At 73.2% G+C, this 24284-nt stretch carries 27 protein-coding genes and 1 pseudogene; 13 read left to right on the forward strand and 15 right to left on the reverse strand.

Going from position 1 to position 24284, the window contains the following annotated elements:
• Window positions 1-40: 40 nt before the first annotated feature.
• From QSK26_RS10350 to QSK26_RS10360, 3 genes are all read right to left on the reverse strand, one after another.
• Window positions 41-298, reverse strand: coding sequence for a hypothetical protein (locus QSK26_RS10350; protein WP_285774822.1), 258 nt, complete (start codon window positions 296-298; stop codon window positions 41-43).
• 141 nt (window positions 299-439) lie between these two features.
• Entirely contained in the window at window positions 440-910 is a 471-nt protein-coding gene (locus QSK26_RS10355) for an Lrp/AsnC family transcriptional regulator (protein WP_285774823.1), read from the reverse strand.
• A 136-nt stretch (window positions 911-1046) separates the two neighbouring features.
• The gene (locus tag QSK26_RS10360) at window positions 1047-2066 is read right to left on the reverse strand and encodes an FtsX-like permease family protein (protein ID WP_285774824.1); all 1020 of its coding nucleotides are present in this window, start codon (window positions 2064-2066) and stop codon (window positions 1047-1049) included.
• On the opposite strand from QSK26_RS10360, the gene QSK26_RS10365 reads away from it, so the two are divergent.
• Window positions 2043-2447: a sensor histidine kinase gene (locus QSK26_RS10365; RefSeq protein WP_285774825.1), complete on the forward strand. Its 405-nt coding sequence runs from the start codon at window positions 2043-2045 to the stop codon at window positions 2445-2447. The two genes, QSK26_RS10360 and QSK26_RS10365, sit on opposite strands and share 24 nt — an antisense overlap.
• Window positions 2438-2698: pseudogene (locus QSK26_RS10370) on the forward strand (response regulator); the annotation flags it as partial. The gene QSK26_RS10365 and the pseudogene QSK26_RS10370, both read left to right, overlap by 10 nt.
• A 126-nt stretch (window positions 2699-2824) precedes the next feature.
• Here the strand turns inward: QSK26_RS10370 and QSK26_RS10375 are convergent.
• The 7 genes from QSK26_RS10375 to QSK26_RS10405 form a co-directional block, all read right to left on the reverse strand.
• Window positions 2825-4738: a helix-turn-helix domain-containing protein gene (locus QSK26_RS10375; protein WP_285774826.1), complete on the reverse strand. Its 1914-nt coding sequence runs from the start codon at window positions 4736-4738 to the stop codon at window positions 2825-2827.
• Entirely contained in the window at window positions 4723-5502 is a 780-nt protein-coding gene (locus QSK26_RS10380; RefSeq protein ID WP_285774827.1) for a 3-hydroxybutyrate dehydrogenase, read from the reverse strand. The genes QSK26_RS10375 and QSK26_RS10380 overlap by 16 nt, the downstream gene beginning before the upstream one ends.
• An 82-nt stretch (window positions 5503-5584) precedes the next feature.
• A complete protein-coding gene (locus QSK26_RS10385) occupies window positions 5585-6616 on the reverse strand; it encodes a branched-chain amino acid ABC transporter permease (protein ID WP_285774828.1) in 1032 nt (343 codons plus the stop codon).
• Window positions 6613-7482 carry a branched-chain amino acid ABC transporter permease gene (locus QSK26_RS10390; RefSeq protein ID WP_285774829.1) on the reverse strand — a complete coding sequence of 290 codons (870 nt, stop codon included), beginning with the start codon at window positions 7480-7482 and terminating at the stop codon, window positions 6613-6615. Before QSK26_RS10390 ends, QSK26_RS10385 begins: the two co-directional genes overlap by 4 nt.
• A gap of 67 nt (window positions 7483-7549) precedes the next feature.
• Window positions 7550-8797, reverse strand: a complete 1248-nt coding sequence (locus QSK26_RS10395; protein WP_285774830.1) for an ABC transporter substrate-binding protein — start codon at window positions 8795-8797, stop codon at window positions 7550-7552.
• 19 nt (window positions 8798-8816) lie between these two features.
• Entirely contained in the window at window positions 8817-9518 is a 702-nt protein-coding gene (locus QSK26_RS10400; RefSeq protein WP_285774831.1) for an ABC transporter ATP-binding protein, read from the reverse strand.
• On the reverse strand, window positions 9505-10269 hold the full coding sequence (locus QSK26_RS10405) for an ABC transporter ATP-binding protein (protein WP_285774832.1): 765 nt from the start codon (window positions 10267-10269) through the stop codon (window positions 9505-9507). Before QSK26_RS10405 ends, QSK26_RS10400 begins: the two co-directional genes overlap by 14 nt.
• Before the next feature lie 348 nt (window positions 10270-10617).
• Between QSK26_RS10405 and QSK26_RS10410 the strand changes: the two genes are divergently transcribed.
• The 7 genes from QSK26_RS10410 (at window position 10618) to QSK26_RS10440 (ending at window position 16432) form a co-directional block, all read left to right on the forward strand.
• Complete coding sequence (locus QSK26_RS10410; protein WP_285774833.1) at window positions 10618-11988, forward strand: 3-hydroxybutyrate oligomer hydrolase family protein; 1371 nt, start codon at window positions 10618-10620, stop codon at window positions 11986-11988.
• Window positions 11989-12084: 96 nt separating this feature from the next.
• Window positions 12085-13110 (forward strand): aromatic ring-hydroxylating dioxygenase subunit alpha, encoded by a 1026-nt coding sequence (locus QSK26_RS10415; protein ID WP_285774834.1) that lies wholly within the window; start codon window positions 12085-12087, stop codon window positions 13108-13110.
• Complete coding sequence (locus QSK26_RS10420; RefSeq protein ID WP_285774835.1) at window positions 13107-13262, forward strand: hypothetical protein; 156 nt, start codon at window positions 13107-13109, stop codon at window positions 13260-13262. Before QSK26_RS10415 ends, QSK26_RS10420 begins: the two co-directional genes overlap by 4 nt.
• A complete protein-coding gene (locus tag QSK26_RS10425) occupies window positions 13259-14392 on the forward strand; it encodes a PDR/VanB family oxidoreductase (RefSeq protein ID WP_285774836.1) in 1134 nt (377 codons plus the stop codon). Before QSK26_RS10420 ends, QSK26_RS10425 begins: the two co-directional genes overlap by 4 nt.
• A gap of 83 nt (window positions 14393-14475) precedes the next feature.
• The gene (locus QSK26_RS10430) at window positions 14476-15321 is read left to right on the forward strand and encodes an IclR family transcriptional regulator (protein WP_285774837.1); all 846 of its coding nucleotides are present in this window, start codon (window positions 14476-14478) and stop codon (window positions 15319-15321) included.
• Window positions 15322-15344: 23 nt separating this feature from the next.
• Window positions 15345-15989 carry a deoxyribonuclease V gene (gene nfi / locus QSK26_RS10435; protein ID WP_285774838.1) on the forward strand — a complete coding sequence of 215 codons (645 nt, stop codon included), beginning with the start codon at window positions 15345-15347 and terminating at the stop codon, window positions 15987-15989.
• Between the two features lie 152 nt (window positions 15990-16141).
• The gene (locus QSK26_RS10440; RefSeq protein WP_285774839.1) at window positions 16142-16432 is read left to right on the forward strand and encodes a hypothetical protein; all 291 of its coding nucleotides are present in this window, start codon (window positions 16142-16144) and stop codon (window positions 16430-16432) included.
• A gap of 112 nt (window positions 16433-16544) precedes the next feature.
• Here the strand turns inward: QSK26_RS10440 and QSK26_RS10445 are convergent, their stop codons facing one another.
• Window positions 16545-17057, reverse strand: a complete 513-nt coding sequence (locus tag QSK26_RS10445) for a cupin domain-containing protein (RefSeq protein WP_285774840.1) — start codon at window positions 17055-17057, stop codon at window positions 16545-16547.
• 166 nt (window positions 17058-17223) lie between these two features.
• Between QSK26_RS10445 and QSK26_RS10450 the strand changes: the two genes are divergently transcribed.
• Together QSK26_RS10450 and QSK26_RS10455 are read left to right on the forward strand one after the other, a co-directional pair.
• A complete protein-coding gene (locus tag QSK26_RS10450; protein ID WP_285774841.1) occupies window positions 17224-18123 on the forward strand; it encodes an ATP-binding cassette domain-containing protein in 900 nt (299 codons plus the stop codon).
• The gene (locus QSK26_RS10455) at window positions 18120-18863 is read left to right on the forward strand and encodes an ABC transporter permease (protein ID WP_285774842.1); all 744 of its coding nucleotides are present in this window, start codon (window positions 18120-18122) and stop codon (window positions 18861-18863) included. The genes QSK26_RS10450 and QSK26_RS10455 overlap by 4 nt, the downstream gene beginning before the upstream one ends.
• 2 nt (window positions 18864-18865) lie before the next feature.
• On the opposite strand, the gene QSK26_RS10460 is transcribed toward QSK26_RS10455, so the two are convergent.
• Window positions 18866-20095 carry a sensor histidine kinase gene (locus tag QSK26_RS10460; RefSeq protein WP_285774843.1) on the reverse strand — a complete coding sequence of 410 codons (1230 nt, stop codon included), beginning with the start codon at window positions 20093-20095 and terminating at the stop codon, window positions 18866-18868.
• Window positions 20096-20285: 190 nt separating this feature from the next.
• Window positions 20286-20864, reverse strand: a complete 579-nt coding sequence (locus QSK26_RS10465; RefSeq protein WP_285774844.1) for a TetR/AcrR family transcriptional regulator — start codon at window positions 20862-20864, stop codon at window positions 20286-20288.
• Between the two features lie 70 nt (window positions 20865-20934).
• Here QSK26_RS10465 and QSK26_RS10470 point away from each other — a divergent pair, with 70 nt between their 5' ends.
• Window positions 20935-22437, forward strand: coding sequence for an MFS transporter (locus tag QSK26_RS10470; RefSeq protein ID WP_285774845.1), 1503 nt, complete (start codon window positions 20935-20937; stop codon window positions 22435-22437).
• A 25-nt stretch (window positions 22438-22462) separates the two neighbouring features.
• Here QSK26_RS10470 and QSK26_RS10475 read toward each other — a convergent pair whose 3' ends face one another.
• Window positions 22463-22750: a hypothetical protein gene (locus tag QSK26_RS10475; protein WP_285774846.1), complete on the reverse strand. Its 288-nt coding sequence runs from the start codon at window positions 22748-22750 to the stop codon at window positions 22463-22465.
• A 5-nt stretch (window positions 22751-22755) separates the two neighbouring features.
• Window positions 22756-23289 carry a hypothetical protein gene (locus QSK26_RS10480; RefSeq protein WP_285774847.1) on the reverse strand — a complete coding sequence of 178 codons (534 nt, stop codon included), beginning with the start codon at window positions 23287-23289 and terminating at the stop codon, window positions 22756-22758.
• 247 nt (window positions 23290-23536) lie between these two features.
• Here QSK26_RS10480 and QSK26_RS10485 point away from each other — a divergent pair, with 247 nt between their 5' ends.
• Window positions 23537-24265: a polyprenol monophosphomannose synthase gene (locus QSK26_RS10485; RefSeq protein WP_285774848.1), complete on the forward strand. Its 729-nt coding sequence runs from the start codon at window positions 23537-23539 to the stop codon at window positions 24263-24265.
• Window positions 24266-24284 lie beyond the last annotated feature (19 nt).

Genomic DNA, 24284 nt, shown 5'->3' on the forward strand with positions numbered 1-24284 from the left:
ATGTCCCGGTCCGGCCGGTCCCGGGGCATCGGTTCCCGCGTCACAGCAGGGTCTTCAGCAGGTTCCGGGTGCGGCCCGGCTCGGTCCGGGTCGCCCTGTGCGACAGGCCCACGCCGAGCGCGAGCCGCCCGCCGGGGCGGTGTGGACGGTCAGCGCCTGCTGGGCGAGCGCCGCGGGGGCCGCGGGTAGGTCGAGGCGACCGCGGTGCCGGGCACGCCTGCGGGGCGCGACCGACGGCGGCGCGCACCTTGGCCCGCAGCACGTCGAGCGTGTCTGGCCCGTGGGGCAGGTCGAGCATGAGACCTGTCCGCATCGTAACCGAATTCTGTTCTAGAACATGGTCCGCCAGCTTGAAGCCGCACGGCCGCCACCGGCGAACGGACAACCGGCCCCCCAGGGAGCGCGACCGGCGGCGGGGACGTGTCAGACGGCGGGCGTGTCAGGCGGGGCCGTTCGCCTCCTCGCCCGGCGTGAGACCGGGCGCGCGGTGCTCGTAGGGGATGCTGAGCACCACCGTCGTCCGGGTCGAGACGTTGGCCGAGGCGCGGATCTGCTGCAACAGCTCCTCCAGGCCCAGCGGGGAGGTGACCCGTACCTTGAGGATGTAGCTCTCCTCCCCCGCCACGCTGTAGCACGACTCGATCGCGGCCAGGTGGGTGAGCCGCTCGGGCACGTCGTCCGGCGCGGAGGGGTCGATCGGCTTGATCGACACGAAGGCGGTGAGCGGGAGGCCGATCGCGTCGTGGTCGACCAGCGCCGCGTACCCGCGGATCACTCCGCGCTTCTCCAGCCGTCGCACCCGCTGGTGCACGGCCGACACGGACAACCCGGTCTCCCTGGCCAGATCGGTGAAGCTCATCCGCCCGTCGGCGGCCAGCAGCGTCACGATCCGGCGGTCGATCTCCTCCATCGGTCGATGGCTCCTTAATAGGGGGTGAATACCTCTGGCCGCGACGGGAGCACGCGGGCCCGCGTTTCCCTCGTGCTCCCATACTTCAGGCGCGAAGCGTAACCGAATCGGGCCGCCCCCCGTCCACGGCCGGTCCTCACCGGCGGCGGGCGCCTCCGGCCATCGGCAGCAGCCCGGCGAGGAGGGCCGCGATGACGCAGGCGGCGGCCGTCGCGAGCAGGGGCGGCCAGGGGATCGCGAGCGGCACGGTGGACACGAGGGGTCGCACCGCGACCGCGACCGCGGCGAGGGTCGCCGCCGTGACCAGGCAGGCGAGAAGCGCGCCGGCGACGCCGGTGAGGGCCGCCTCGCACCCCGCGATCATGAAGAGCCGGCCCCAGGTCGCGCCGGCGAGCCGGAGCGTGGTCAGATCGTGGGCGCGGCCGGTGGCGGCCATCAGGTGCACGTTGGCGACGGAGATGCCGGTGTAGACGACGGCCATGCCGATGATCGCGAGAAGCGCCAGGCGGGCGAGCGAGTCGAACTCGGCGTCCACCGCGGCCAGGTGGACGGCGGTGGGGACCACCGTCCCGCCGAGAGGCCGCACGGCCGCCTCGACCGCCTCGATCACGGCGGCGGCGCTGGCGGTGGTGGCGGTGGGGGTGGCGGTGGCGGTGGTGGCGGTGGCGGTGGCCTTGGGGGCGAGGGCCAGGTAGACCGCGTCGGGTGCGGGCACCGCAGTGTGCCCGGAGGCCAGCGGCCAGGCCAGCAGGAAGGCGGGCAGCCCCAGCCGGTCCCGGTACGTCGCGGCCACGCGCAGCCGTACGGCGGCGCCGTCGCCGAGCCGGAGCGTCGCCTGGGAGCCCACCCGCCAGCCGTGGGCGTCGGCCACCGTCTGGGCCACCGCGACCGCGCCGCCGGTCAGGCCGGCCGCCGAACCCGCCGTGACGGGCAGGCGCAACACCCGCGTCACGTCCGGGCCGTCCACGTACCAGGCGGCGCGCTGCCGGACCATGCCGTCCTCCCGGTCGTAGGCGGAGGTCCGCTTGACCCGCACGGCGGCCGTCACGCCCGGCGCCCGGCGCGCCGCCGCCGCGACCGTGTCCGGCAGCGCCGCCGCCCCGGCCGCGACGACGGCGACCGGGGCGGTGACGTGGTCGCGGGCGCCCTGGGCCATCCCCAGGTCCTGACCGAGCACGGCCTGGCCCCGGCCGTGGCCGAGCTGGCCGACCGCTGTGCCGTGCCGGTCCATGTCGGCGTCGACCTGCCCATCCGGCTGCCCGCGCCGGTGGAGGCGGCCGCCTGGTTCGTCGTCGGCGAGGCTCTCACCAACGTGAGCAGGCACAGCGGGGCGGAGCAGGCCTGGGTCGGGGCGCGGCTGCGGGGCGGCGTGCTGGTGCTGGAGGTCCGGGACGACGGCGCCGGCGGAGCCGACTCGGGGCGGGGCAGCGGGCTGGTCGGGCTGGCCGACCGCGTTTCCGTGCTCAACGGGCGGATCACCCTGACCAGCCCCGCGGGCGGGCCTACAGTACTGGGCGTGGAGCTGCCGTGCGTGTAGTCGTCGCAGAGGATTCCGCCCTGCTGCGCGAGGGGCTCACCCACATCCTCACCCATTTCGGGCACGGTGTCCGGGCGGTGGCCGACGCGGCGGGGCTGCTCGCCGCCGTGTCCGAGGACCCGCCGGACATCGTGATCACCGATATCCGCATGCCGCCGGAGTTCCGCGACGAAGGGCTGCGCGCGGCCCTCGACCTGCGCCGCCGTCACCCCGGTCTGCCCGTGCTGATCCTGTCCCAGTACGTCGAGCAGAGGACCTTCCCCCGCCCCCGACGACCACCGCCGCGTCCTCGCCGTGCTCACCTACCTGCGCGGCTGACGCGGCGCCGAGCCCGCCCCGGCGGGCCGCGCGCGCAGCTGCTTCCGGGGCCGGGCGCGCTACAGGTGGGCCGAGCGCAGGGCGTGCAGGCGCAGGGCGAGCTGGATCTCCAGGGCGCGTTCGGAGTCCTGCCAGCCCTCGCCGAGGAGGCGGCCGACCCGGTCAAGCCGCTGGATGACCGTGTTGACGTGGATGTGCATCTGCTCGGCCGTCCTGGACTGACTGCATCCTGTGGTGAAGTAGGTGCGCAGGGTCTGGATGAGGGCGGTGCGGCGGCGGCTGTCGTAGTCGAGCACCGGTCCGATCACCTGGGTCACGAACGCGGACACGTCGCGCCGGTCGCTGATGAGCAGGCCGACGAAGCCCAGTTCTCCGGCGCCCGCGCCCTCGCCGGTGCGGCCCAGCGCCTGGAGGGCGTCGGCGCACCTGCGCGCCTCCTCGAACGCGGCGGGGATGCCCTCGGGGCCGACCGGTCCCGCCGCGCCGGCCGTGGCGACGCTGCCGAGGCCGGAGGTCAGCTCCTTGGCCACCTGGCGGGCGGCCAGGCCCGGCTGGTCTCCCGGGAGCATGAGGACGATCTCCGCGCCCCGGGAGGCGGCCAGGCCGTGGTTGGCCGCGGCGTGCGAGGCGGCCCAGAACGCGGCCCGCCGCCGGTGGCCCTCGTCGTCGGCGTCGATCCGGCCCACGACCACCACGTGCGGCGCCTCGACGTCCACGCCGAGCCGCCTGGCGCGGCGGGCCAGGCCGTCGGCGTCGGCGACCCGGCCGGCGATGATGTCGTCGAGGAGCTCGCCGCGCACCCGGGCCTCGGTGTCGGTGACGCTGCGCTGGAACAGCAGGAGCAGCGCGGTGACGAGCGCGGCGCGTTCCAGGATGCGCTGGTCGGTGGCGGTCACGTCGGCGCGGGTGCGCAGGACCAGCGTGCCGAGGGTCTCGGTGCCGGTGGCGACGGAGGTGACCCACAGGTCGCCGCGCTGGACGCAGCGGCCGAGCACCCTGGAGGAGGCGACGGCCCTGCCGACCTCGGCGTCGTCCAGGTCGCCGATCGCGCCGACGTCGGCGAGGCGGCGGCCGTCGGCGTCCAGCACGAGGAGCGCGCCGCCGAGCACGTCGGTGACCACGGCCGCCACGTCGGCCACGCCGCCGCCGCGCACCACGACGTCGGTCATCCGGTCATGGGCCTGCGCCGCGCGCTCGACGTCGGCGCTGTGCGCCCGGATGAACTCGTTGGCCTGGCTCAGCTCCTCCAGCGCGGTGCGGGTCTCCTGGAGCAGCCTGGCGTTGTCGATGGCGATGGCGGCGTGCGCGGCGAGCGAGCACAGCAGCGCCACCTCCTCCTGGGCGAACGGCCGGGGGCTGCGGTCGGCGGCGAACAGCACCCCGATGACCTGGCCGCCGAGCAGCATGGGCACGCCGATGATGCCGACCAGGCCCTCTTCCCGCACCGCGACGTCGATCCCGTTCAGGTGCTGGAACCGCTCGTCGTTGAAGTAGTCGGCGGTCGCGTACGGCACGCCGCTCTGCGCGACCAGCCCGCCGAGGCCGGCGCCCATCGGCAGCCGCAGCCGCTGGAAGGCCGCCGACACCGACCCGTCGGTCACCCGCATATAGGTGTCGCCCCGCTCGCCGTCGTGCAGGGTCATGTAGGACAGGTCGGTGTTGAGGAGCTGGCGGGCGCGGCGCACGATCGCGTCGAGCACCGCGTCCACGTCGCGCAGGGCGGCGAGGTCGCCCGCGGTGTCGAACAGCGCGGACAGCTCCGCCTCTCGCCGTGCGCGGTGCCGCAGCAGGGAGCGGACCTGGAGGGCGACCAGCTTGCGGCGTTCGAGGTCCTCGATCGCCTCGCGGCTCGCCCCGGCCGCCCTGGCCTCGATCAGCGGTCCCTCGAACTCGACCGGGGAAGCCTCGCGGGCCAGGAGTTCCAGGAACGGCTCGGACGTCCTGCGGCCCGCGCCTGCTACTGGGCGGTCCATCCGCCGTCGATCGTCAGCGAGGCGCCGGTCACCATCGAAGCCTGCTCGGTGCACAGGAAGGCGACGACCTCGGCCACCTCCTCCGGCTCTATCAGACGTTTCACCGCGGAACGGGTCAACATTACCCGTTCCACGACTTCGTCCGGCGGCAGGTCGTGGGCCTTCGCCTGGTCGGCGATCTGGCCCTCCACCAGCGGCGTGCGCACGTAGGCCGGGCTCACGCAGTTGGACGTGACACCGTACGGCGCGCCCTCCACGGCGATCACCTTCGACAGGCCCTCCAGGCCGTGCTTGGCCGTGACGTAGGCCGACTTGAAGGGCGAGGCGCGCAGCCCGTGCACCGAGGAGATGTTGACGATCCGGCCCCAGCCCCGCTCGTACATGCCGGGCAGGGCGCGCTGGGTGAGGCGGAAGGGCGCCTCCACCATGACGGCGAGAATCCGGCTGAACAGCTCGGGCGGGAACTCGGTCAGCGGGGCCACGTGCTGCAGGCCGGCGTTGTTCACCAGGATGTCGACCGAGCAGTCGAGCCGGTCGATCGCGGCCGGGTCGGCGAGGTCCGCCGCCTGCGCGATGCCGCCGATCTCCCGGGCGACCTCCTCGGCCGCGTCCCGGTGCAGGTCGGCGATCACCACCTCGGCGCCGGCCGCGGCCAGCCGCTGGGCGCAGGCCCGGCCGATGCCGCGGGCGCCGCCGGTCACCAGCGCCCGCCTGCCGGTCAGGTCGAGGTCCGGCACGGCGCGCACGGCCGTCTGCTTCGTCATTTCTGCCACCACTTGGCCCCCCTGGGCACATTCGACGTGAGACTCGGCACAGACACAGGAGACACGGGAGACGCCGGAAGGATCACCGGCCGGCCCGTTCCACGGGCGCGGCGGGCGTGCCCGCCTCGGCGGACGCGTCCGGCTCGGGATCCTCCCCGGACGGCCGGGCCTCCCGGCGGCGCAGCGCGTCGCGCGCCGTCCCCCAGATGCCCTTGCGGAAGAGCAGCACCATGACGACGAAGATGGCGCCGGTCACCAGCCCGATCTCCTCGAAGCCGGCGGTGGCGAGATAGTCGTTGAGCTCCACGACCAGGGCCGCGCCGATGACGCTGCCCCACAGCGTGCCGATGCCGCCGAGCACCACCATCATGATCACGTTTCCGGAGGTGGTCCAGTTCACCTCCTGGAGCGAGGAGAAGCCGTGGCTGATCGCGAACAGGCCGCCGGCCAGGCCGGACAGCGCGGCGGACAGGACGAAGACCAGCAGCTTGTACCGGTCCACCGGGTAGCCGAGCGCGCGGGCGCGGGCCGGGTTGTCGCGGATCGCGGTCAGCACCCGGCCGAACGGCGAGTGCACGATGCGCCAGGCGGCGAGGAGTCCCAGCAGGATCAGCGGAAGCGCGAAATAGTAGAAGTAGAACGGATCGGACAGGTCCAGGCCGAAGAACTCCCGGGGGATGCCCTGGAGCCCGTTCTCGCCGCCGGTGACGTCACGCCACTGGTTGACGACGAAGTAGACCATCTGGGCGAAGGCCAGGGTGACCATCGCGAAGTAGATGCCGCTGCGCCGTACGGACAGGTAGCCGATGGGCAGGGCGAGCAGGGCCGCGCCCGCGGCGCCGCCGAGGACGGCGACCGGGAAGGGCAGGCCGGTGTTCAGCGCGATCAGGCCGGAGATGTAGGCGGCGCCGCCCCAGAAGGCGGCGTGCCCGAAGGAGAGCAGGCCGGTGTAACCGAGCAGCAGGTCCACGGCGACCGCGAACAGCGCCCAGCAGGCGATGTCCAGGGCGACCGGCGGATAGATCAGCCAGGGCAGCGACAGCGCCGCCACCAGGCCGACGACCAGCAGGACGAGCCGGTTCCTGCGGCCGGACGCCAGGGCCGGGCGGGTCATGACAGCGCCTCCTCACGTCCGAACAGACCGGCCGGCCGCCACAGCAGCACGACGGCCATCAGGATGAACACCAGGGTCTGGGAGAGGGCGGGCACGTAGAGGTTGCCGATCGCGGCGATGAGCCCGATCGCGAAGCCCGCGGCGACCGAGCCGAAGATCGACCCCAGGCCGCCGATCACCACGACCGCGAACACCGTGATGATCAGGTCGGCGCCCATGAGCGGGTTGACCGCGCGCATCGGGGCGGCCAGCACCCCGGCGAGACCGGCCAGCGCGACGCCGAACCCGAACACCGGGGCCACCCAGCGGCCGACGTCGATGCCGAGCGAACGGGTGAGCTCGGGCCGCTCGGTGGCCGCCCGGACGATCACGCCCACCCTGGTCCGGGCGAGCACGGCCCACACGGCCACGCACACCGCGACCGAGACGGCGAGCACGAACACCTGGTAGGCCGGGTAGGTGAACGGGCCCAGGTCGATCGTGCCGGTGAGCCCGGCGGGCTGCGGGTAGGGCTGGGACTGCACGCCGTACCTGCTGCGGACGAGGTCCTGCAGGATGAGGGTGAGCCCGAAGGTGAGCAGGAAGTTGTAGAGCGGGTCCAGGTCGGCCAGGCGGCGGATGAGCAGGCGTTCCAGCACGATCCCCAGGACGGCGAGCACGGCGGGGACCAGCACGAGCGCCAGCCAGAAGCTCACGCCCCACTCGCTGAGCATGATGTAGGCGCCGAACGCGCCGAGCATGTAGAAGGCGCCGTGGGCGAAGTTGACCACGCGCAGCATGCCGAAGATGACGGCGAGGCCCAGGGCGAGCAGGGCGTAGAACGCTCCGCCCACGAGGCCGTTGAATGCCTGTTGCAGCACGTTCACCTCCGGAGAGGATGGGAAGGGGTGGACGGGTCACAGCCGGGGCCGGTCCGGCCGTGCCCGGGCGGGGTCAGAACTTGCAGGTGTTCTGCGACAGCGGCTTGAACGCCTCGGCCGCCGGGATCGTCTTGATGATCTTCTCGTAGTCCCACGGCTCCGCGACGTCCTTGGCCGGCTTGACCTCGGCCAGGTAGACGTCGTGGATCATGCGGTGGTCCGCGGCGCGCACCTCGCCGTTCTTGGCGAAGACGTCCTCGAACTTGTAGTTCTCCAGCGCCTTGACGATCTCGTCGGAGTTGTCGGTGCCGGTGCGCTGCACGGCCTCCAGGTACTGCAGGGCGGCGGAGTAGTTGGCCGCGTGCGCGAAGGAGGGCCGGGTGCCGGTGCGCTGCTGGAACTTGTCGGCCCAGGCGCGGTTGGCCGGGTCCGCGTTCCAGTACCAGGCGTCGGTGAACGTGGTGCCGGCCAGGGCGTCCGGGCCGAGGGAGTGGATGTCGGTGATGAACATCAGCCCGACGGCCAGCCCGATGCCCTTGTCGCGCAGCTTGTACTCGTTGTACTGCTTGACGAGGTTGACCAGGTCACCGCCGGCCTGCATGGTGCCCAGCACCGCCGGCTTCGGGCTCAGCCCCGGCGCCTTGATCAGGAAGGTGGAGAAGTTGTCGTTGGGGAACGGCGTGGGGTCGCTGGCCACGATGTTGCCGCCGGCCCCCTTGATGGCGGTGGAGAAGCTCTTCTCCATGTCCTGGCCGAAGGCGTAGTCCGGGTAGACGATGTACCAGTCCTTGGCGCCTTCCTTGGTCACGGTGTCCCCCGTGCCCTGGGCCAGCATGTAGGTGTCGTAGGCCCAGTGGAAGGTGTACTTGTTGCACTGGGCGCCGGTGAGTTCGGTGGTGGCCGCGCCTATGTTGATGTAGAGCTTCTTCTTCGCCTTGGCGACGTTGGCCACCGCGAGCGCGGCCGAGGAGGTCGGCACGTCCAGGATGACGTCCGCCTTCTGCCGGTCGTACAGCTCCTGGGCCTTGGAGTTGGCGATGTTCGGCTTGTTCTGGTGGTCGGCCGACACGACGTCGATCTTCTGTACGACGGCCTTGTCGCCGTACTTCGCCTTGAAGTCCTCGATGGCCATCTTGACGGCCTCGACGCTGTTCTTGCCGGACAGGTCGGCGTAGATCGCGGACTGGTCGTTGAGCACCGCGAGGGTGATGCCGTCGTCGCTGAACTTGCCCCCGCCGCCGCCGGGGCCGCCGCCGCAGCCGGCGGCGAGCAGGATCGCCGACACGGACAGTGCGGCGGCCTTTGTGACGCGGTGTGTCATTTCCGTCTCCTTGGGGGGTTCAGATTCCGAGGTATGCGAGGAGCTCGTGCTCGCGGGACTTGACCTCCGCGTTGCCGAGCGATTCGACGATGCGGCCTTCGGCGATCAGGTAGTGCCGGTCGGCCACGGAGGACGCGAAGTGCACGTTCTGCTCGATGAGCAGGACCGTCACGCCCTGGGCCTTGACGGCGCGCAGGATGTCGCCGATCTGCTGCACGATCAGCGGGGACAGCCCCTCGGTCGGCTCGTCGCACAGCAGCAGCCGGGCCCCCATCCGCAGCACCCGGGCCAGCGCGAGCATCTGCTGCTCGCCGCCGGACAGCTTGGTGCCGGGGAACCTGCGGCGTTCGCGCAGCTGGGGGAAGGTCTCGTAGACCTTGGCCAGGGACCACGGGTCGGGGCCGACGCGCGGCGGGAGGGTCAGGTTCTCCTCCACGCTGAGCGTGGCGTAGATGCCGCGGTCGTCGGGCACGTAGCCGAGTCCCGCCCTGGCCCTGCGGTGCGCGGGCAGGGCGGCGATGCCCGCGTCGAGGAAGGTGACGTCCCCGCTGACCCGCAGGCCGGAGCCGCCCAGGCCCATCACGCTGCGCAGCAGGGTCGTCTTGCCGGCGCCGTTGCGGCCGACCAGCGTGACCACCTCGCCGGCGGCCACCTCGATGGAGACGTCGTCCAGCGCCCTGGCCTCTCCGTACCAGGCGGACAGGCCGTCAATGCGGAGCATCGGCATCTCCCAGGTAAGCGTTGATCACTCGGGGGTCCCGCCGCACCTCGGCGTACGGGCCTTCGACCAGCACCTGGCCGAACTGCAGCACGGTGACCCGGTCGGCGAGCCTGGACACCACGCTCATGTTGTGCTCGACCAGCACGACCGTGCGGCCGGCGCGCACGCTCCGCACCAGCTCGACCGTGCGGTCGATGTCCTCCACGCCCATGCCCGCGGTCGGCTCGTCCAGCAGCAGCACCTTGGGGTCAAGGGCCAGCGCCAGCGCGAGCTCCAGGGCCCGTTTGCGGCCGTAGGCCAGCGATCCGGCGGGCACCTCGGCGTAGCCGGCGAGCCCGACCCGGTCCAGCAGCTCCATCGCACGGTCCCGCTTGGCGGCCAGCAGCCGGTCCGAGCGCCAGAAGCGCCAGCCGAGCCCGGTGCCGGAGGCCAGTGCCAGCTCCACGTGCTCGCGCGGGGTCATCTGCGCGAAGAGGCTGGTGATCTGGAAGGACCGCGCCACGCCCAGCCGCGCCACCTGCTCCGGCGGCTTGCCGGTCAGGTCGCGGTCGCCGAGCGTGATCCGTCCCGCGGTGGGTTTCAGGAACCCGGTCAGCAGGTTGAACAGCGTCGTCTTGCCCGCGCCGTTCGGCCCGACGAGCGCGTGCACGCTGCCCTCGGCGACATCGAGATCGACACCGTCGACGGCGCGAAAGCCCCGGAACTCCTTGGCCAGTCCCCGGGCCGACAGGATCGGCGTCAACGCCGTCATGCACCCCTCCTTCACCATCTCGGGTCCGCGCCGGCCCAGCGCTCACGCCAGGCCGCCGTGCCCGGGAACGATAGGTCGTCCGCAGATCGCGAACTATGTGTCCCGGCCACACATTCCGACGGCCGCATAGGAGTGTGACCCACACCACTCGTCCGGCCGCCTCGCCGGAAGATACGTGGTCACCACGGGCGAAGCGCGCGATTCACCGGTAGGACGGGGCCGGGAGGATCAGGCGGCCCACTCCATAATGATCTTGGGAATAGTGTCCGCCGGCTCCATGGTCCGCGCCGCCACACAGGAGCAGGATGACGCCATTCATGTGACGTGCGTAACACGATGGGAACCTGGATGTCGTCCAAGCGTCATCTGCTGGCCGCCATGACCGCCGTGGCCGCCGGCGCCGTACTTCTGACCGCGCCCCCGGCCTCCGCCGCCGCGCCCGCAGCCTGTGCCCGGCAGGACCGGATCACGGTGCCCGGGGCCGAGCGGCAGGTGAGCGCCTGCCTGGCCGACCTGACCACCACCGGAACGGTGGCGAGCGGCCACACCATACCCGCCGACTGGGCGGGCCTGCACCCGGCGAACGCCGACAGCCCGAGCGGGGTCCCCGGGATCCAGCTCGACGGCTACTTCCCCGACACCTCCACCTTCAACACCCGGCACGGCTGGAACCACGACGCGCAGTTCGTGATCCGGCTGCCGGAGAAATGGAACGGCGGCCTGATCGTCTCCGGCGCGCCGGGCGTGCGCGGCCAGTACGCCAACGACTTCACCATCTCCGACTGGGTGCTGGCCAAGGGCTACGCGTTCGCCTCCACCGACAAGGGCAACAGCGGCGCGCAGTTCTACCAGGACGGCAAGACGCCCGGCGACGCCATCGCCGAGTGGAACGACCGCTTCACCCAGCTCGCCGTGGCCGCGAAGTCCGTGGTCGCCCAGCGGTACGGCAGGCAGCCGGGCCGCACCTACGCCGCCGGCATCTCCAACGGCGGCTACCTGGTCCGCTGGCAGCTGGAGAACCGCGCCTGGCTGTACGACGGCGGCCTGGACGCCGAGGGCACCCTGTGGCGGGAGAAGGGGCCCAACCTGCTCACCTACCTGCCCGGCACGCTGCGCGACTACCCGCTCGCGGCCGGCGGCGACCGGGCCGCACGCGACCGCATGGTGGCGGCGGGCTTCCCCGCGGACTCGGAGTTCCTGTGGGACTACCACTACAAGACCTACTGGGACCTGACCCAGCGGATCTACCGTGAGGAGGTCGATCCGGCCTTCGACGGCGCGACCGAGGCGGGCACGCCGTTCTGCGCGCCGGGCACCCCGGCCTGCGACGCCGACTACGACTACGCGGCCCGGCCGCGCTCGGTCGGGAAGGCGGTGTCGAAGATCGCGCTCACCGGCAGGATCTCCAAGCCGCTGATCACCCTGCACGGCACCCTCGACGTGCTGCTGCCCATCTCGCTCAGCTCCGACCCCTACGCGGCCATGATCCGGAGCAGGGGCAGGGCGGGCGAGCACCGTTACTACCGGATCGAGGGCGGCACCCACGTGGACGGTCTCTACGACGCCTATCCGGACCGGCTCCGGCCGCTGCTGCCCTGCTTCCGGGAGGCGTTCGACTCGCTGGACCGCTGGGCCGTCAAGGGCGTCGCGCCCCGGCCGAGCGCGACCCTGCCCCGTCCCGCCTCGGGCGACCTGGCCAACGCCTGCCCCGAGCTGTAACGGTTCCATCAGGCGGAAGTCGGGTGGCCGCGCCGTCGGGCGGTGCGTGAGAGTCGGCTCACACCATCCCCCCGATGTCACCAGGAGCTGGGTGCCATGACTTTCGCGCGGAACCAGTGGTACGTCGCCGCGTACGGAGAGGAGCTCGGCGACGGCCTGCTCGCCAGGACGATCTGCGGCGAGCCGCTCGTCTTCTACCGCACCTCCGCCGGGAAGGCGGTGGCGCTGGCCGACCGCTGCGTCCACCGCCGCTACCCGCTGTCGGAGAGCAACCGGGACGGCGACCGGATCGTCTGCGGCTACCACGGCTTCACCTACGACCCGGACGGCACCTGCGTGGCCGTCCCCGGCCAGACCCGCATCCCGCGCACCGCCCGCGTCCCGGCCTACCCGGTCGTGGAACGGGACTCGCTGGTGTGGGTGTGGATCGGGGACGCCGCGCGGGCCGACGCGACCGCCGTCCCGCGCGCCCCGTGGCTGGACTCGCCCGGCTACGTCACGGTGCGCGGCTTGGAGCCGCTCGCCGCGCGCTACCAGCTCCTGGTGGACAACCTGATGGACCTGTCGCACGAGACCTACCTGCACGCCGGCTACATCGGCACCCCGGAGGTGGCGCAGACGCCGATCACCACCGAGGTCGACGAGGAGGGCGGCGTCGTGCGCGTGCGGCGGCGGATGAAGGACGTCGAGTGCCCGTCCTTCTATGCCGAGTCCACCGGCATCCGGGGCCGCATCGACCGCTGGCAGGACATCGAGTACCACCTGCCCTGCCTGTACCTGCTGCACAGCCGGATCGCGCCGACCGGCGTCGAGCCGGGTCCCGACGGCGACGACGGCGGCGCCTTCCACGCCGAGATCGTCTACGCGATCACGCCGGAGACCGAGACCAGCACGCACGACTTCTGGATGGTCGCCCGGGACTTCGCCCTGGAGGACGAGAAGGTCTCGGCGTTCCTCGCCGAGAGCAACCGGACCGTCGTGTTGCAGGACGTGACCGCGCTGGACCTGCTGGAGAAGGTCATCGCCGCCGAGCCGGAGGGTTACCAGGAGCTCAGCATCAACATCGACACCGGCGGCCTCGCCGCGCGCCGCCTGCTCGCGCGGATGACCGGGACGTCATGAGCGGCTCGGGTACCTTCCGGGTGATCTGGGAGCCCGGTTCCGACCTGCTGGTCGGCGTCTGCCACTGCGAGGCGGAGGGCCGGGCGGAGGATCCGGTCGAGATCTGGCGCTGGCTCCTCGCCCACCCCGACCACGGGACGGGCGCCCCGTGACCGCCGCCACGACCACCACAGCGGCGACCGGGACGGCGACGGGGACGGCCGGTGAGACGGTGACCCAGGTCGTGGTGGCCGGGCGGCGGGAGGTGGCGCAGGACGTCGTCGAGCTGACGCTGCGCTCCGCCGGCGGCGGGCCGCTCCCGGCCTGGGAGCCGGGCGCCCACGTCGACCTGCTGCTCGGCCCCGGCGACGGCCCCGACGGCGAATCCCCCGACGGACCTGGCGACGGACCCGGCGACGGACCGGGTCTGGTCCGGCAGTATTCGTTGTGCGGGGACCCCGCCGACTCCGCCGTCTGGCGGGTGGCCGTGCTGCGCGAGGCCGCCGGGCGGGGCGGCTCGTCCTGGGTGCACGACCGTCTCGCGCCCGGCGTACGGCTGGCCGCCCGCGGCCCGCGCAACCGTTTCCCGCTGCTGCCGTCCCGGCGTTACCTGTTCATCGCCGGCGGCATCGGCATCACCCCGATCCTGCCGATGGTCGCGGCGGCGCGGGCGGCGGGCGCGGAGTGGCGGCTCGTGTACGGCGGGCGGCGGCGCGCGTCCATGGCGTATCTCCGTGAACTCGGCGAACTCGGCGAACTCGGCGAACTCGGCGACCTCCGCGGACCGGGCGAACTCGACGGAGCAGGCGAACTCGGCGGGCCGGGTGCGGGCGGCGGGCGGGTGGACGTGTGGCCGCAGGACGAGACCGGGCTGCTCGACCTCGACGCCCTGCTCGCCGATCCCGCGCCGGACACGCTGGTGTACTGCTGCGGCCCGGAACCGCTGCTGGCCGCGGTCGAGGAGCGTTGTGCCCGGTGGCCGGCGGGCTCGCTGCGGACGGAGCGTTTCACCGCGCGCCCGGATGACGGGCCGAGGGACGCGTTCGAGGTGGAGCTGGCCGGCAGCGGGCGGGTGCTGGCGGTGCCTGCGGGCGCGTCGATCCTGGAGACGGTGGAGGCGGCCGGGCTGGGGGTGTTGTCCTCCTGCCGGGAGGGCACCTGCGGCACCTGTGAGACGGGCGTGCTGGCCGGCGTCCCCGACCATCGCGACTCGGTCCTCACCGAGGAGGAGCGGGCGGGCTGCGACGTGATGATGATCTGCGTGTCCCGTTCGCGGACTCCGCGGCTCGTGCTGGATCTGTGACCTCCGGGCCGGGCCGCGGCGGTGACCGCGCCGGCCGGAGCGTCCTAAACTCCAGAGCACGCATGAGACAGGTGGAGGCGGCTATGGGGCACGCCGGCCCGAGCAGGCCCTCGGTGACCCAGCGGGCGCTCGGCATCCTGGGGGCGTTCGCGCCGGAGCGCAGCTCCATGTCGCTGACCGAGCTCAGCAGGCATGCCGGGCTGCCGCCCGCGACGGCGCACCGGCTGGCCGGCGAGCTGGTCCGCTGGGGCGCCCTCGAACGCGACGACCAGGGGATCTACCGGATCGGCCTGCGGTTGTGGGAGGTCGGCGCGCTCGCGCCGCGCGGGCCGGGGCTGCGCGAGGCCGCGCTGCCGTTCCTGGAGGACCTCTATGAGGCGACCCACCAGAACGTGCAGCTCGCCGTGCTCGACGGGCTTGAGGTGATCTTTCTGGAGCGCCTGTCCGGCCGGGACGCGGTGCACGTCTTCACCCGGGTCGGGGGCCGCTTCCCCGCGCACGCGACCGGCGTGGGGCTGGTCCTGCTCGCCTACGCCGATCCCGAGGTGCAGGAGCGGGCCATCGCGGGACCGCTGCGCCGCTTCACCGAGCGGACGATCTGCTCGGGGCCGCGGCTGCGCCGGGCGCTCGCCGACGTGCGCCGGACCGGCACGGCGGTCAGCGACGGGCAGGTGGAGCTGTTCGCGCTGTCGGTGGCCGCGCCGATCCACGGCCCGGACGACTCGGTGGTCGCCGCCGTGTCGATCGTCGTGCCCGGCCACGACCGCCGGGCCCAGACGCTCGTCCCGGCGGTACGCGCCAGCGCCCGCGGCATCTCCCGCGCGCTCGGCGCCCCCAGCGCGCTGCGCTCCCCCGCCTCGGCCGCCCGGGAGAGCAGCCCCGGCCCGGTGTCCCGGACGCGGTCCCAGCACGGCCTGAGAATCAACTGAGCGGCGGGCACTAGGCTTTCCCGGTGGACTGGCCGAGCACGATCCCCGAGGCGGAAGCCGTACAGGAGCGGCTGCGCCCGCTGGTGGATCTCACCGATCCCGGGCCGGCGGAGGTGGAGTTCGTCGCCGGGCTGGACGTCGGGTACGCGGCCGCGGGTGACGAGGTCACCGGGGCCGTCGTGGTGCTCGACGCCGGGACGCTGGAGGTCGTGGACCGGGCGGTGGTGCGGGAGCGGGCGCGGTTCCCGTACGTGCCGGGGTTGTTCGCGTTCCGGGAGCTGCCGCCGCTGCTGGCCGCGCTGGAGGGGTTGCGGGTGGCGCCGCAGTTGCTGGTGTGCGACGGGTACGGCCTGGCCCATCCGCGGCGGTTCGGCCTCGCCTGCCATCTCGGCGTGCTGACCGGGCTGCCGACCGTCGGCGTGGCCAAGACCGCCTTCGTCGGGCGGCACGAGGATCCCGCGCCGGGACGCGGTTCGTGGACCCCGATCGTGCTGGACGGTGACGTGGTGGGACGGGCGTTGCGCACCCGTGACGGCGTCAAGCCGGTCTACGTCTCCCAGGGGCATCGCGTCGGTCTCGGCAACGCCTGCGCGCATGTGCTCCGCCTGGCCCCGCACTACCGGTTGCCCGAGCCGATCCGCCAGGCCGATCGCCTGTCGCGCTCCTGAGAGAATCCCGGAGCCAACTGCCCGAATTTCCTCTTGTTGGCGGCCGAAACGGCTGGCACAATGGCGCAATGTTGCTCCACGGGCGTAGGTCATTATACAACTCGAACCTGGCGCCCCAGGAGGAAGGTGACCAATCCCACAACGACCAGTTCTTGGCGATCAAGATTCCGGTCGGCGAGTGGCGTGCGCACTACACCCCCCTGGGCGCCATCGAACACGCGCTCCGGCGGGTCGCCGAGAACACCGGAGCCGGCGCGTGGGACGGCCACCACGCCGACAACAGGTCAAGGGTCGTCACCATGTTCCTGCGCGGCCCGGATGTCGATCGGCTGTTCGCCGCCGTGGAGGGCGTGCTGAAGGCGTTCGCCCTGCCCCCGCGCAGTCTGGCGATCAAGCGTTACGGCCCGGCCGGATCCAGGGAGGCGCAGGTCCTGCTCCGGTGATCTCCGGCCGGGCCCGGCTCGCCCCGCTCCCCGCAGGCGGGCCGGACCCGGCGGCATGACGATCCGGGCGGGCGCCTTTACAAAGTAATCCGACGGCCTCCGGCGGCGTCCCTCACAGGTCGACCAGGTTGACCCGCCCGCCCCCGGACGCGGTCGCCCGCCGCCAGAGCGGGCTGTCCACGAAGTGGTTGTCGAAGCGCTCCTGCGTCTCCAGGATCTCCCGCGGGCTCGCCTCGCCCCGGCGGACGCGGTCGGCCAGCCGGAAGTAGTCGAAGCGGTTGTTCGCCGGCGCCTTGATGATGAGCACATCCGCGCCGGTGTCGTCCGGCGTCCCCCACGCGTGCGTCATGCGCGGCGGCACGAGGAGGAAGTCACCCCTCCCGATCGTGACGATCCGGTCGCCGGTCAGCATCCGGAGCGCGCCGTCCAGCATGAAGAACAGCTCCGGGGACTCCTCGTGGTAATGCGGCGGCGGGCCGTCGGTGCCCGGTCCCAGCGTGGTGCGGACCGCGTTCATCACCCCGCCCGTCTCGTCGGCGTCCGCCAGCAGCCAGGTGCCGTTGGGCCCCTCGCCGAGGCGCTCGGCCCGGTCGGCCCGCGTCAGCACCGCTTCGGTGTCCGGCATGTTCCCTCCATCCAGTAGTTTTGTGCCAGACAGTACGACGTCTAACTATCTCACGTCAAACCGGTGGTCTGGGAGCACGCTCCTACCGGTCCCGCCCGCCGCTCCCAGTGCGCGAACCGTGCCGCCGGAGGAGGTTCCGGGACGGGACGGCGGCGAGGCTGGGAATGTGATTACGACAGTGGATCTCACGAAACGCTACGGTTCGACCTCGGCCGTGGACGGGCTCTCCTTCACGGTGGAAAGCGGCCGGGTGACCGGGTTCCTCGGTCCTAACGGCGCGGGAAAGTCGACCACGATGCGGATGGTCCTCGGGCTGGACCGGCCCACCAGGGGGCACGCCCTCATCGGCGGCCGGCCGTACGTGGAGCTCAGGGAACCGCTCCGCCGGGTGGGCGCGCTGCTGGACGCCCGGGCGGTGCACGGCGGGCGTACGGCCCGCAACCACCTGCTGTACCTCGCGCAGAGCAACAGGCTGCCGGTCTCCCGGGTCGGCGAGATGCTCGACCTGGTCGGGCTCGGCCAGGTGGGCGACCGGCGGATCGGCGGGTTCTCGCTCGGCATGTCGCAGCGGCTGGGCATCGCCGGGGCGCTGCTGGGCGACCCCGAGGTCCTGCTGTTCGACGAGCCGGTCAACGGGCTCGACCCCGAGGGCATCCTGTGGATCCGCACGCTCATGCGCCGCCTGGCCGCCGAGGGGCGGACCGTCTTCGTCTCCAGCCACCTGATGAGCGAGATGGCGCAGACGGCCGATCACCTCGTCGTCATCGGGAAGGGCCGGCTGATCGCGGACTCCAGTGTGGACGCGTTCATCGGGCGCAGTTCCCGGCGTCACGTCCGGGTGCGGTCCCCCGAACTCGCCCGGCTCGTCCCGCTGTTACCGCAGGGCCACGTCACGACACACGGCGACCACGTACGGGTCACCGGCACGACGGCGGGATCGGTCGGCGAGACCGCCGCGGCGGCCGGGATACCCCTGCACGAACTCGTCGAGGTGGAACCGAGCCTGGAGTCCGCCTACATGGAGCTCACCCAGGCCGACACCGAGTTCGCGGCGGACCGGTCATGAGCGGGGTCATGCTCTCGGAGTGGACCAAGCTGCGCACGGTACGGTCCACCGTGTGGACGATGCTCGGCGTCGTCATCGTCATGATCGGCTTCGGCTACCTGAACGCCGCCGCCGCGCGGGGGCAGGCGGACCGGCACCCCATGATCGACCCGGCCCTGCTCACCCTGGGCGGCGCCCCGGTCGCCTCCCTGATGGTCGCGTCGCTGGGCGTGCTGGCGATCAGCGGCGAGTACCGCACCGGCATGATCCGCACCACCCTGCTCGCGGTGCCGCGCCGGATGCGGATGCTGGCGGCCAAGACCGCCGTGTTCACCGTGTTCTCCCTCACCGTGAGCCTGCTGACCTGCTTCGCGACGTTCTTCGTCGGCCAGGTCGTGCTCGGCCCGTACGGGACGGGGCTCGGCGAGCCCGGCGTCCTGCGCATCGTGGGCGGCTGCGCGCTCTACATCACCGGCTCCGGCGTGTTCGGGCTCGCGCTCGGCGCGCTGGTGCGGCACACGGCGGGCGGCATCGTGGCCGTCACGGTGACGTTGTTCCTGCTGCCGCAGCTCGTCGGCGTCATCCCCGGGGGCACCGGGGCGCGGCTCATGCCGTACGTGACGAGTGTCGCCGGGATGCGGGTGATGTCGCCGGAGACGGCCGGAGGGCTCGCGCCGTGGACCGGGTTCGGCGTCTTCTGCCTGTGGATCGCGGTGGCCCTGGCGGGCGCGGCGTACCTGCTGCGCCGGCGTGACGCGTGAGGTCAGCCTGATCGTCCGGTGCGCCCGCCGGCCTCCTCCCGCTCCGGGACGGGGATCGTGGCGTACACCCGGAACCCCTCCCCCGGCCGCGGGCCGGCGTGCAGCACCCCGCCGCACAACGCCACCCGCTCGGCCATGCCGCTCAGCCCGAAGCCGCCCCCGGCTTCGGGCTCCGGGCGTGCCGTCCCGTCGTCCAGCACCTCCACCTCGACCGTTCCCGGCAGGTAGGCCACCCGTACCCCGGCCCTGGCGCCCGGGGCGTGCCTGCGGATGTTGGTCAGCGCCTCCTGAACGACCCGGTAGACGGCGTGGTCGACGGCCGCAGGAAGCGGCACGGCGGTGCCCGTGACCTCCAGGGCGACCGGCGCCCCGGCCGCCGCCGCCCGCTCGACCAGCGCGCCGAGCTGCGCCGCGCCGGCGCCCCGGCCGTCCAGGGCTCCGGCGGGACCCGTGCCGTCCGCATCACCGACCTCGCCGACCTTGTCGGCCTTGTCGGCCTTGTCGGCCTCGTCGGCCCGCAGCACCCGCAACAGCTGGCGCATTTCGGCCATGGCCGCCCGCCCGGTCCGCTCGGCGGTCAGGAACGCCTCCTCCGCGCCCGCCGGGTCGGACGCCATCGTCGTACGGCCGGCACCCACCAGGACGTTGATCACGGTGATGTGGTGGGCCACGACGTCGTGCAGCTCCCGGGCGATCCTGCGCCGCTCGGCGCGCACGGCGTCCTGCGCCGCCTGCCGCGCCCTGCGCTCCCTGAGCCGCCACCGCAGCCGGAACAGCCGGCCGACCACGACGGCGGCCACGACCTGGCAGGCGACGCCGATCTGGTTGCCGTGGCCGAGCGCCAGCGCGGCGGCGAAGTAGGCGGCGACGGCCGCGCCGCCCATGGACCACGCGGCGCGCCGCGACCCGTACCGGCCGAGCCCGTAGAGCGCGACGGTGGCGGGCAGGCCCGCCAGCAGCGGCGGCGGCACGTTCGCGGAGAGGAACAGCGGCAGCGCCGCCAGGTCGGCGGCGACGGTCGCCGCGGTCACGGGAACCGGCCTGGCGCGCCACCCGGACAGCGTCAGCGCGGCGGCGACCCACAGCGCGACCACGGCTGTCAGCGCCGGCCCCGACACTGCGCCGAGCAGCGGCACCACGGCGCCGCAGGCCGCGACGACCAGCACCGCGTCCACCACCCGCGGACGCGTGACCGCTCTCCCCCCGACACGGATCACGGCCCGGAACCCCATGCCCCGACCGTACGACATTCCCCGCCCACCCGGCGTCCCCCACCCGCCCTGGAACCCCCGCCCGCCCTGGCCCCCGAACGCCCGGAATCCCCGCGCGCCCGGCGTCCCCTGGGCGATCGGCGCCCCCGACCGACGCCCCCACGCGCCCGACGTCGCTGAGGGTGGTCGGCTCGCCTGAGGCGGGGGTGGGTCAGTCGTTCTGTTCCTCGTGGGCCAGGGTGTGCAGGGCATGGAGGATCTGCTCGCCGGTAGGCAGGGAGCCGGGGTCCAGGAGTGACTGGAACGCCAGGCCGACGATCAGCGCGTGCACCACGGAGCCCAGGCCGCGAGCCGTACCGGCGTCGACGTCCGCGGCGGCGGCGCCCAGGACCATGGCGGCCAACTGGACGCGCCCCTCCTCGGCCGCCTCGGTGAGCGGCACCCGGATGTCGTCGGCGAACTGCGCCTGGGCGTAGGCCTGCGCGCTCGCCACGATGAGCTCGCGCTGCCGGGGCAGGGCGGCCACCAGCTCGTCCAGGCCGATCCGCAGCCGCTGCGACGGGCCGGCGTCGCCTGCGGCGCGCACCACCGCCTCGATCATGTCGCCCCACTCCGCCTGGGCTTCCAGGGCGGCTATGTTCATCAGGGCGTCCTTGGACCCGAAGTGGTAGCCGATCGACGCCAGATGCGCCCCGGAGGCCGCGGCGATGTCCCGCGCGGTGGTCCGGTGGTACCCCTTCTCGATCAGGCACTTCTTGGCCCCGGCCAGCAGGTCCTCGCGTTGGCTCATGCCCACCACCCTAGCATTTGAACGTACGTACGTCTTGACCCTCGATTTGTACGTACGTACGATCGCCCCCATGCCGACCACTCCCAAGGCCACCCTCCGCACCTGGGCCGGCCTGCTCGTGCTGCTGCTTCCCGCGCTGCTGACCTCGATGGACATCTCCGTGCTGTTCGTCGCGGCGCCGGTGATCGCCGAGACGCTGCGGCCCAGTGCCACCCAGTGGCTGTGGGCGATGGACGTCTACGGCTTCGTCATGGCCGGCCTGCTCATCACGATGGGCGGCCTCGGGGACCGTGTCGGGCGCAGGCGACTGCTCCTGGCCGGCGCGGCGCTGTTCGGGGCCGCCTCGGTGGCGCTCGCCTACGCGCCGACCCCGGAGCTGCTCATCCTCGCCCGGGCCGCGCTGGCGATCGGCGGGGCGACCCTCGCCCCCTCGACGCTGTCCCTGATCCGGGGGATGTTCGCCGACGAGGCCCAGCGGCGCGCGGCGGTGGGGGCGTGGACCGTCGCGTTCTCCGGCGGCGCGGTGGCCGGGCCGGTCGTCGGCGGCGTGCTGCTGGAGCACTTCTGGTGGGGCTCGGTGTTCCTGATCAACGTCCCGGTGATGGTCCTGCTCCTCGTGGCGGCGCCGTTCCTGCTGGCCGAGTCGCGGGATCCGGCGCGGGCCGGGTTCGACGTGTTCGGCGTGGTCACCTCGCTGGTGGCGATCCTGAGCCTGGTCTACGCCCTGAAGCAGGTGGCCGGGCACGGTTTCGGGCTCGTCGCCGCCGGCGCGGCGCTCGCCGGGGCCGGCGCGGCGGCGGTGTTCCTCGCGCGCCAGCGGCGGGCCGCGCACCCGCTGATCGACCTTTCGCTGTTCCGCGTCCGCGCCTTCTCCGCCGCGGTCGGCGCGAGCGCGGTCGTGGCGATGGCGACCGTGGGCCTGGGCGTCCTCGCGTTCACGTTCATGCAGACCGTGCACGGTCTCACGCCGCTGCAGGCCGCGCTGTGGGCGGCGCCGACCTTCGCCGGCACCTTCGCCGGCGCGGGGGCCGCCGCCGCGCTCGCCGCCAGGGTCTCCCCCGCGCCGCTGCTGACCTGCGGGCTGCTGGCCGCCGCGGCCGGCTTCGGGATCGTCGCCACCCTCGGGCCGGGTACCGGGCTGTGGGTGTTCCTCGCCGGGTACACGGTCCTCACCTTCGGCGTCGGGATCACCGCCACGATCGCCAACTCCCTGGTGCTGTCCACGGCGCCCCCCGAACGCGCCGGGACGGCGTCCGGGATCGCCGAGACCAGTACCGAGCTCGGCGGGGCGCTCGGCATCGCCGTCCTGGGCACCGTCGCGAGCGCCGCCTATCGCACCACCATGACCGGCCTCGCGCCGGCGGGCACCGGCCAGGCGGCCACCGAAACGGTCACCGGCGCCGTCGCGGCGGCACGGGAGACCGCGGGCCCCGCGGGCGCCGCCCTGCTCGACGCGGCCCACACCGCCTACACCGCCGGGGTCACCACCGCCGCCCTCATCGGCGCCCTCCTCACCGCCGCGGTGGCGGTCCTGACCGCCGTCACCCTGCGCGCGAGGCGTCCGCTGCCCTGACCCGCCCGGTGCGGCCTGGGCGACGTCACTCCCGCGGCACGGCGAGGGTGCGGCCCGCCTCGATGGCGTCGCGCAGGCTGCCGGCCAGGGCGTTCTCCAGGGCGTCCACCTGTTCGGTGAGCACGGTCAGCCCCTGGACGTCCCCGGTCTGCGCCAGCAGGTCCCGGTACCGGTCGTTGCCGTCCATCAGCTCCTGGGCGCGGAGCGCGGCGTCGGCCTCCAGCACCCGGCGGGCGTACGCCTCCAGGTCGAGAACCTGCCGGGTGATCGCGGCCAGCGCGCGGTCCAGGGCCTCGCGCTGCGGGGTGAGCACCGCCGTCAGCTCGGGGTCATCACCTCGCCCGCCGCCTCCTCGTGCTCCGCCCGCAACGCCACCTGCGCGCGGAGCAGACGGGCGATGTTCCACAGGCTCTCCTGGAGCACGGCCTCGCCGGCCGCGTCGCCGAGCAGTCCCAGCCGGTGGACGCGGGACGCGGACACCCGCTCGATCGCCCGCCGGGCGCGGCGGACCAGGTCGAGGGCGCCGGCGTCGAGATCGGCCGGGATCACGTAGCAGTCGCCGTAGACCCGCCGCAGCCGTACGGCGAGGCTCCGGCGGGCGGCGCCGGCGAAGAGCCCGGCCATGGCGATGAGGAGCACGGCGGAGACGGCGGCGATCTGCGAGTCGGACTGCATGGCCACCCCGGCGAGGAACGCCCCGATCGCTCCCGCGACGACGCCGCCGCCGAGGTGGAACCGGCGAGCCTCCGACGCGGGCTCGCCCGACCTGTCCAGTGAGGCCGCCGCGCCGATGATCTGCCAGCGGACCCGCTCCGGGACGCCCGGATCCACGATCGGCTCGTCGTCCTCCATCGGCTCAACCCCTCACGATCACCTGCGGCCGGATTCGAGGTGCCGGAAATCGCCTCTGTGCCATTCTTCAATGTTCTGTGGCGCTTCGTGAATCGTCTGCGCGGCTTCCCCGGGCCTTCTCACCGGTGCGCCGTGTCCCCGGCGTGGCCGCTAGCATGGGGTGCTCCTCGCCTGGGCGGTGTCCGCTGGACGGGTCCCGGGGCGGGAGCCGCCCGACCGCCGAGCCCGGAAGGCCCTGACCAGGACCATGCCCACCGTCACCGTCGTGATCCCGACGTTCAACGAGGTGGACAACCTGCCGCTGATCGCGGAGGCCCTGCTCGCGCTGCCGCTCGACGACCTGCGGCTTCTGGTCGTCGACGACGATTCGCCCGACGGCACCGGGAAGGTGGCCGACGAACTGGCCGCCGCGCATCCCGGCCGGGTCTCCGTCGTGCACCGCCCGGTCCGCGAGGGGCTGGGCCGCGCCTACGTGCAGGGGCTGGAGACGGCGCTCGCGGCCGGGGCGGAGTTCGTGGTGCAGATGGACGCCGACTTCTCCCATCCCGTCGACGCCGTGCCGCGCCTGCTCGGCACCGCGCAGGCGACCGGGGCGGCGTGCGTGATCGGCAGCAGGTACGTGCCGGGCGGGACGCTGGCCGCGGAGTGGAGCCGGGGGCGGCGGGCGCTGTCGGCGTGGGCGAACTTCTACGTGCGCACCATCCTGCGCATCAGGTTGCGCGACGTGACCGCCGGGTTCAAGATCTGGCGGGCGGACGGCCTCGCCGCGCTCGACCTCGGCGAGATCGCCTCGGGCGGTTACAGCTTCCAGGTGGAGATGCACTACCGGGCGACCAGGGCGGGGATGACGATCATCGAGATCCCCATCCACTTCTCCGACCGCCGGGCGGGCGCCTCGAAGATGAGCCTGCGGGTGCAGCTTGAGTCGGCGCTGATGCCGTGGCGGCTGCGCTTCAGGCACCGCGCGCGGTCCTGAGTCCGGCGGCCGCCCCCGG

It is taken from the genome of Microtetraspora sp. NBRC 13810 (genome assembly GCF_030268685.1).
Lineage (GTDB): Bacteria > Actinomycetota > Actinomycetes > Streptosporangiales > Streptosporangiaceae > BSRQ01.

Excerpts from the sequence above, each read along its gene's own strand:
- QSK26_RS10455 (WP_285774842.1), top strand. The coding sequence starts at position 18,120 with ATGAGCGGGGTCATGCTCTCGGAGTGGACCAAGCTGCGCACGGTACGG.
- QSK26_RS10460 (WP_285774843.1), bottom strand. The coding sequence starts at position 20,095 with ATGGGGTTCCGGGCCGTGATCCGTGTCGGGGGGAGAGCGGTCACGCGT.
- QSK26_RS10400 (WP_285774831.1), bottom strand. The coding sequence starts at position 9,518 with ATGCTCCGCATTGACGGCCTGTCCGCCTGGTACGGAGAGGCCAGGGCG.
- QSK26_RS10470 (WP_285774845.1), top strand. The coding sequence starts at position 20,935 with ATGCCGACCACTCCCAAGGCCACCCTCCGCACCTGGGCCGGCCTGCTC.
- QSK26_RS10480 (WP_285774847.1), bottom strand. The coding sequence starts at position 23,289 with ATGGAGGACGACGAGCCGATCGTGGATCCGGGCGTCCCGGAGCGGGTC.
- QSK26_RS10465 (WP_285774844.1), bottom strand. The coding sequence starts at position 20,864 with ATGAGCCAACGCGAGGACCTGCTGGCCGGGGCCAAGAAGTGCCTGATC.
- QSK26_RS10420 (WP_285774835.1), top strand. The coding sequence starts at position 13,107 with ATGAGCGGCTCGGGTACCTTCCGGGTGATCTGGGAGCCCGGTTCCGAC.
- QSK26_RS10410 (WP_285774833.1), top strand. The coding sequence starts at position 10,618 with ATGTCGTCCAAGCGTCATCTGCTGGCCGCCATGACCGCCGTGGCCGCC.
- QSK26_RS10405 (WP_285774832.1), bottom strand. The coding sequence starts at position 10,269 with ATGACGGCGTTGACGCCGATCCTGTCGGCCCGGGGACTGGCCAAGGAG.
- QSK26_RS10380 (WP_285774827.1), bottom strand. The coding sequence starts at position 5,502 with ATGACGAAGCAGACGGCCGTGCGCGCCGTGCCGGACCTCGACCTGACC.
- QSK26_RS10360 (WP_285774824.1), bottom strand. The coding sequence starts at position 2,066 with ATGGCCCAGGGCGCCCGCGACCACGTCACCGCCCCGGTCGCCGTCGTC.
- QSK26_RS10350 (WP_285774822.1), bottom strand. The coding sequence starts at position 298 with ATGCTCGACCTGCCCCACGGGCCAGACACGCTCGACGTGCTGCGGGCC.
- QSK26_RS10445 (WP_285774840.1), bottom strand. The coding sequence starts at position 17,057 with ATGCCGGACACCGAAGCGGTGCTGACGCGGGCCGACCGGGCCGAGCGC.
- QSK26_RS10355 (WP_285774823.1), bottom strand. The coding sequence starts at position 910 with ATGGAGGAGATCGACCGCCGGATCGTGACGCTGCTGGCCGCCGACGGG.
- QSK26_RS10375 (WP_285774826.1), bottom strand. The coding sequence starts at position 4,738 with ATGGACCGCCCAGTAGCAGGCGCGGGCCGCAGGACGTCCGAGCCGTTC.
- QSK26_RS10385 (WP_285774828.1), bottom strand. The coding sequence starts at position 6,616 with ATGACCCGCCCGGCCCTGGCGTCCGGCCGCAGGAACCGGCTCGTCCTG.
- QSK26_RS10395 (WP_285774830.1), bottom strand. The coding sequence starts at position 8,797 with ATGACACACCGCGTCACAAAGGCCGCCGCACTGTCCGTGTCGGCGATC.
- QSK26_RS10415 (WP_285774834.1), top strand. The coding sequence starts at position 12,085 with ATGACTTTCGCGCGGAACCAGTGGTACGTCGCCGCGTACGGAGAGGAG.
- QSK26_RS10430 (WP_285774837.1), top strand. The coding sequence starts at position 14,476 with ATGGGGCACGCCGGCCCGAGCAGGCCCTCGGTGACCCAGCGGGCGCTC.
- QSK26_RS10485 (WP_285774848.1), top strand. The coding sequence starts at position 23,537 with ATGCCCACCGTCACCGTCGTGATCCCGACGTTCAACGAGGTGGACAAC.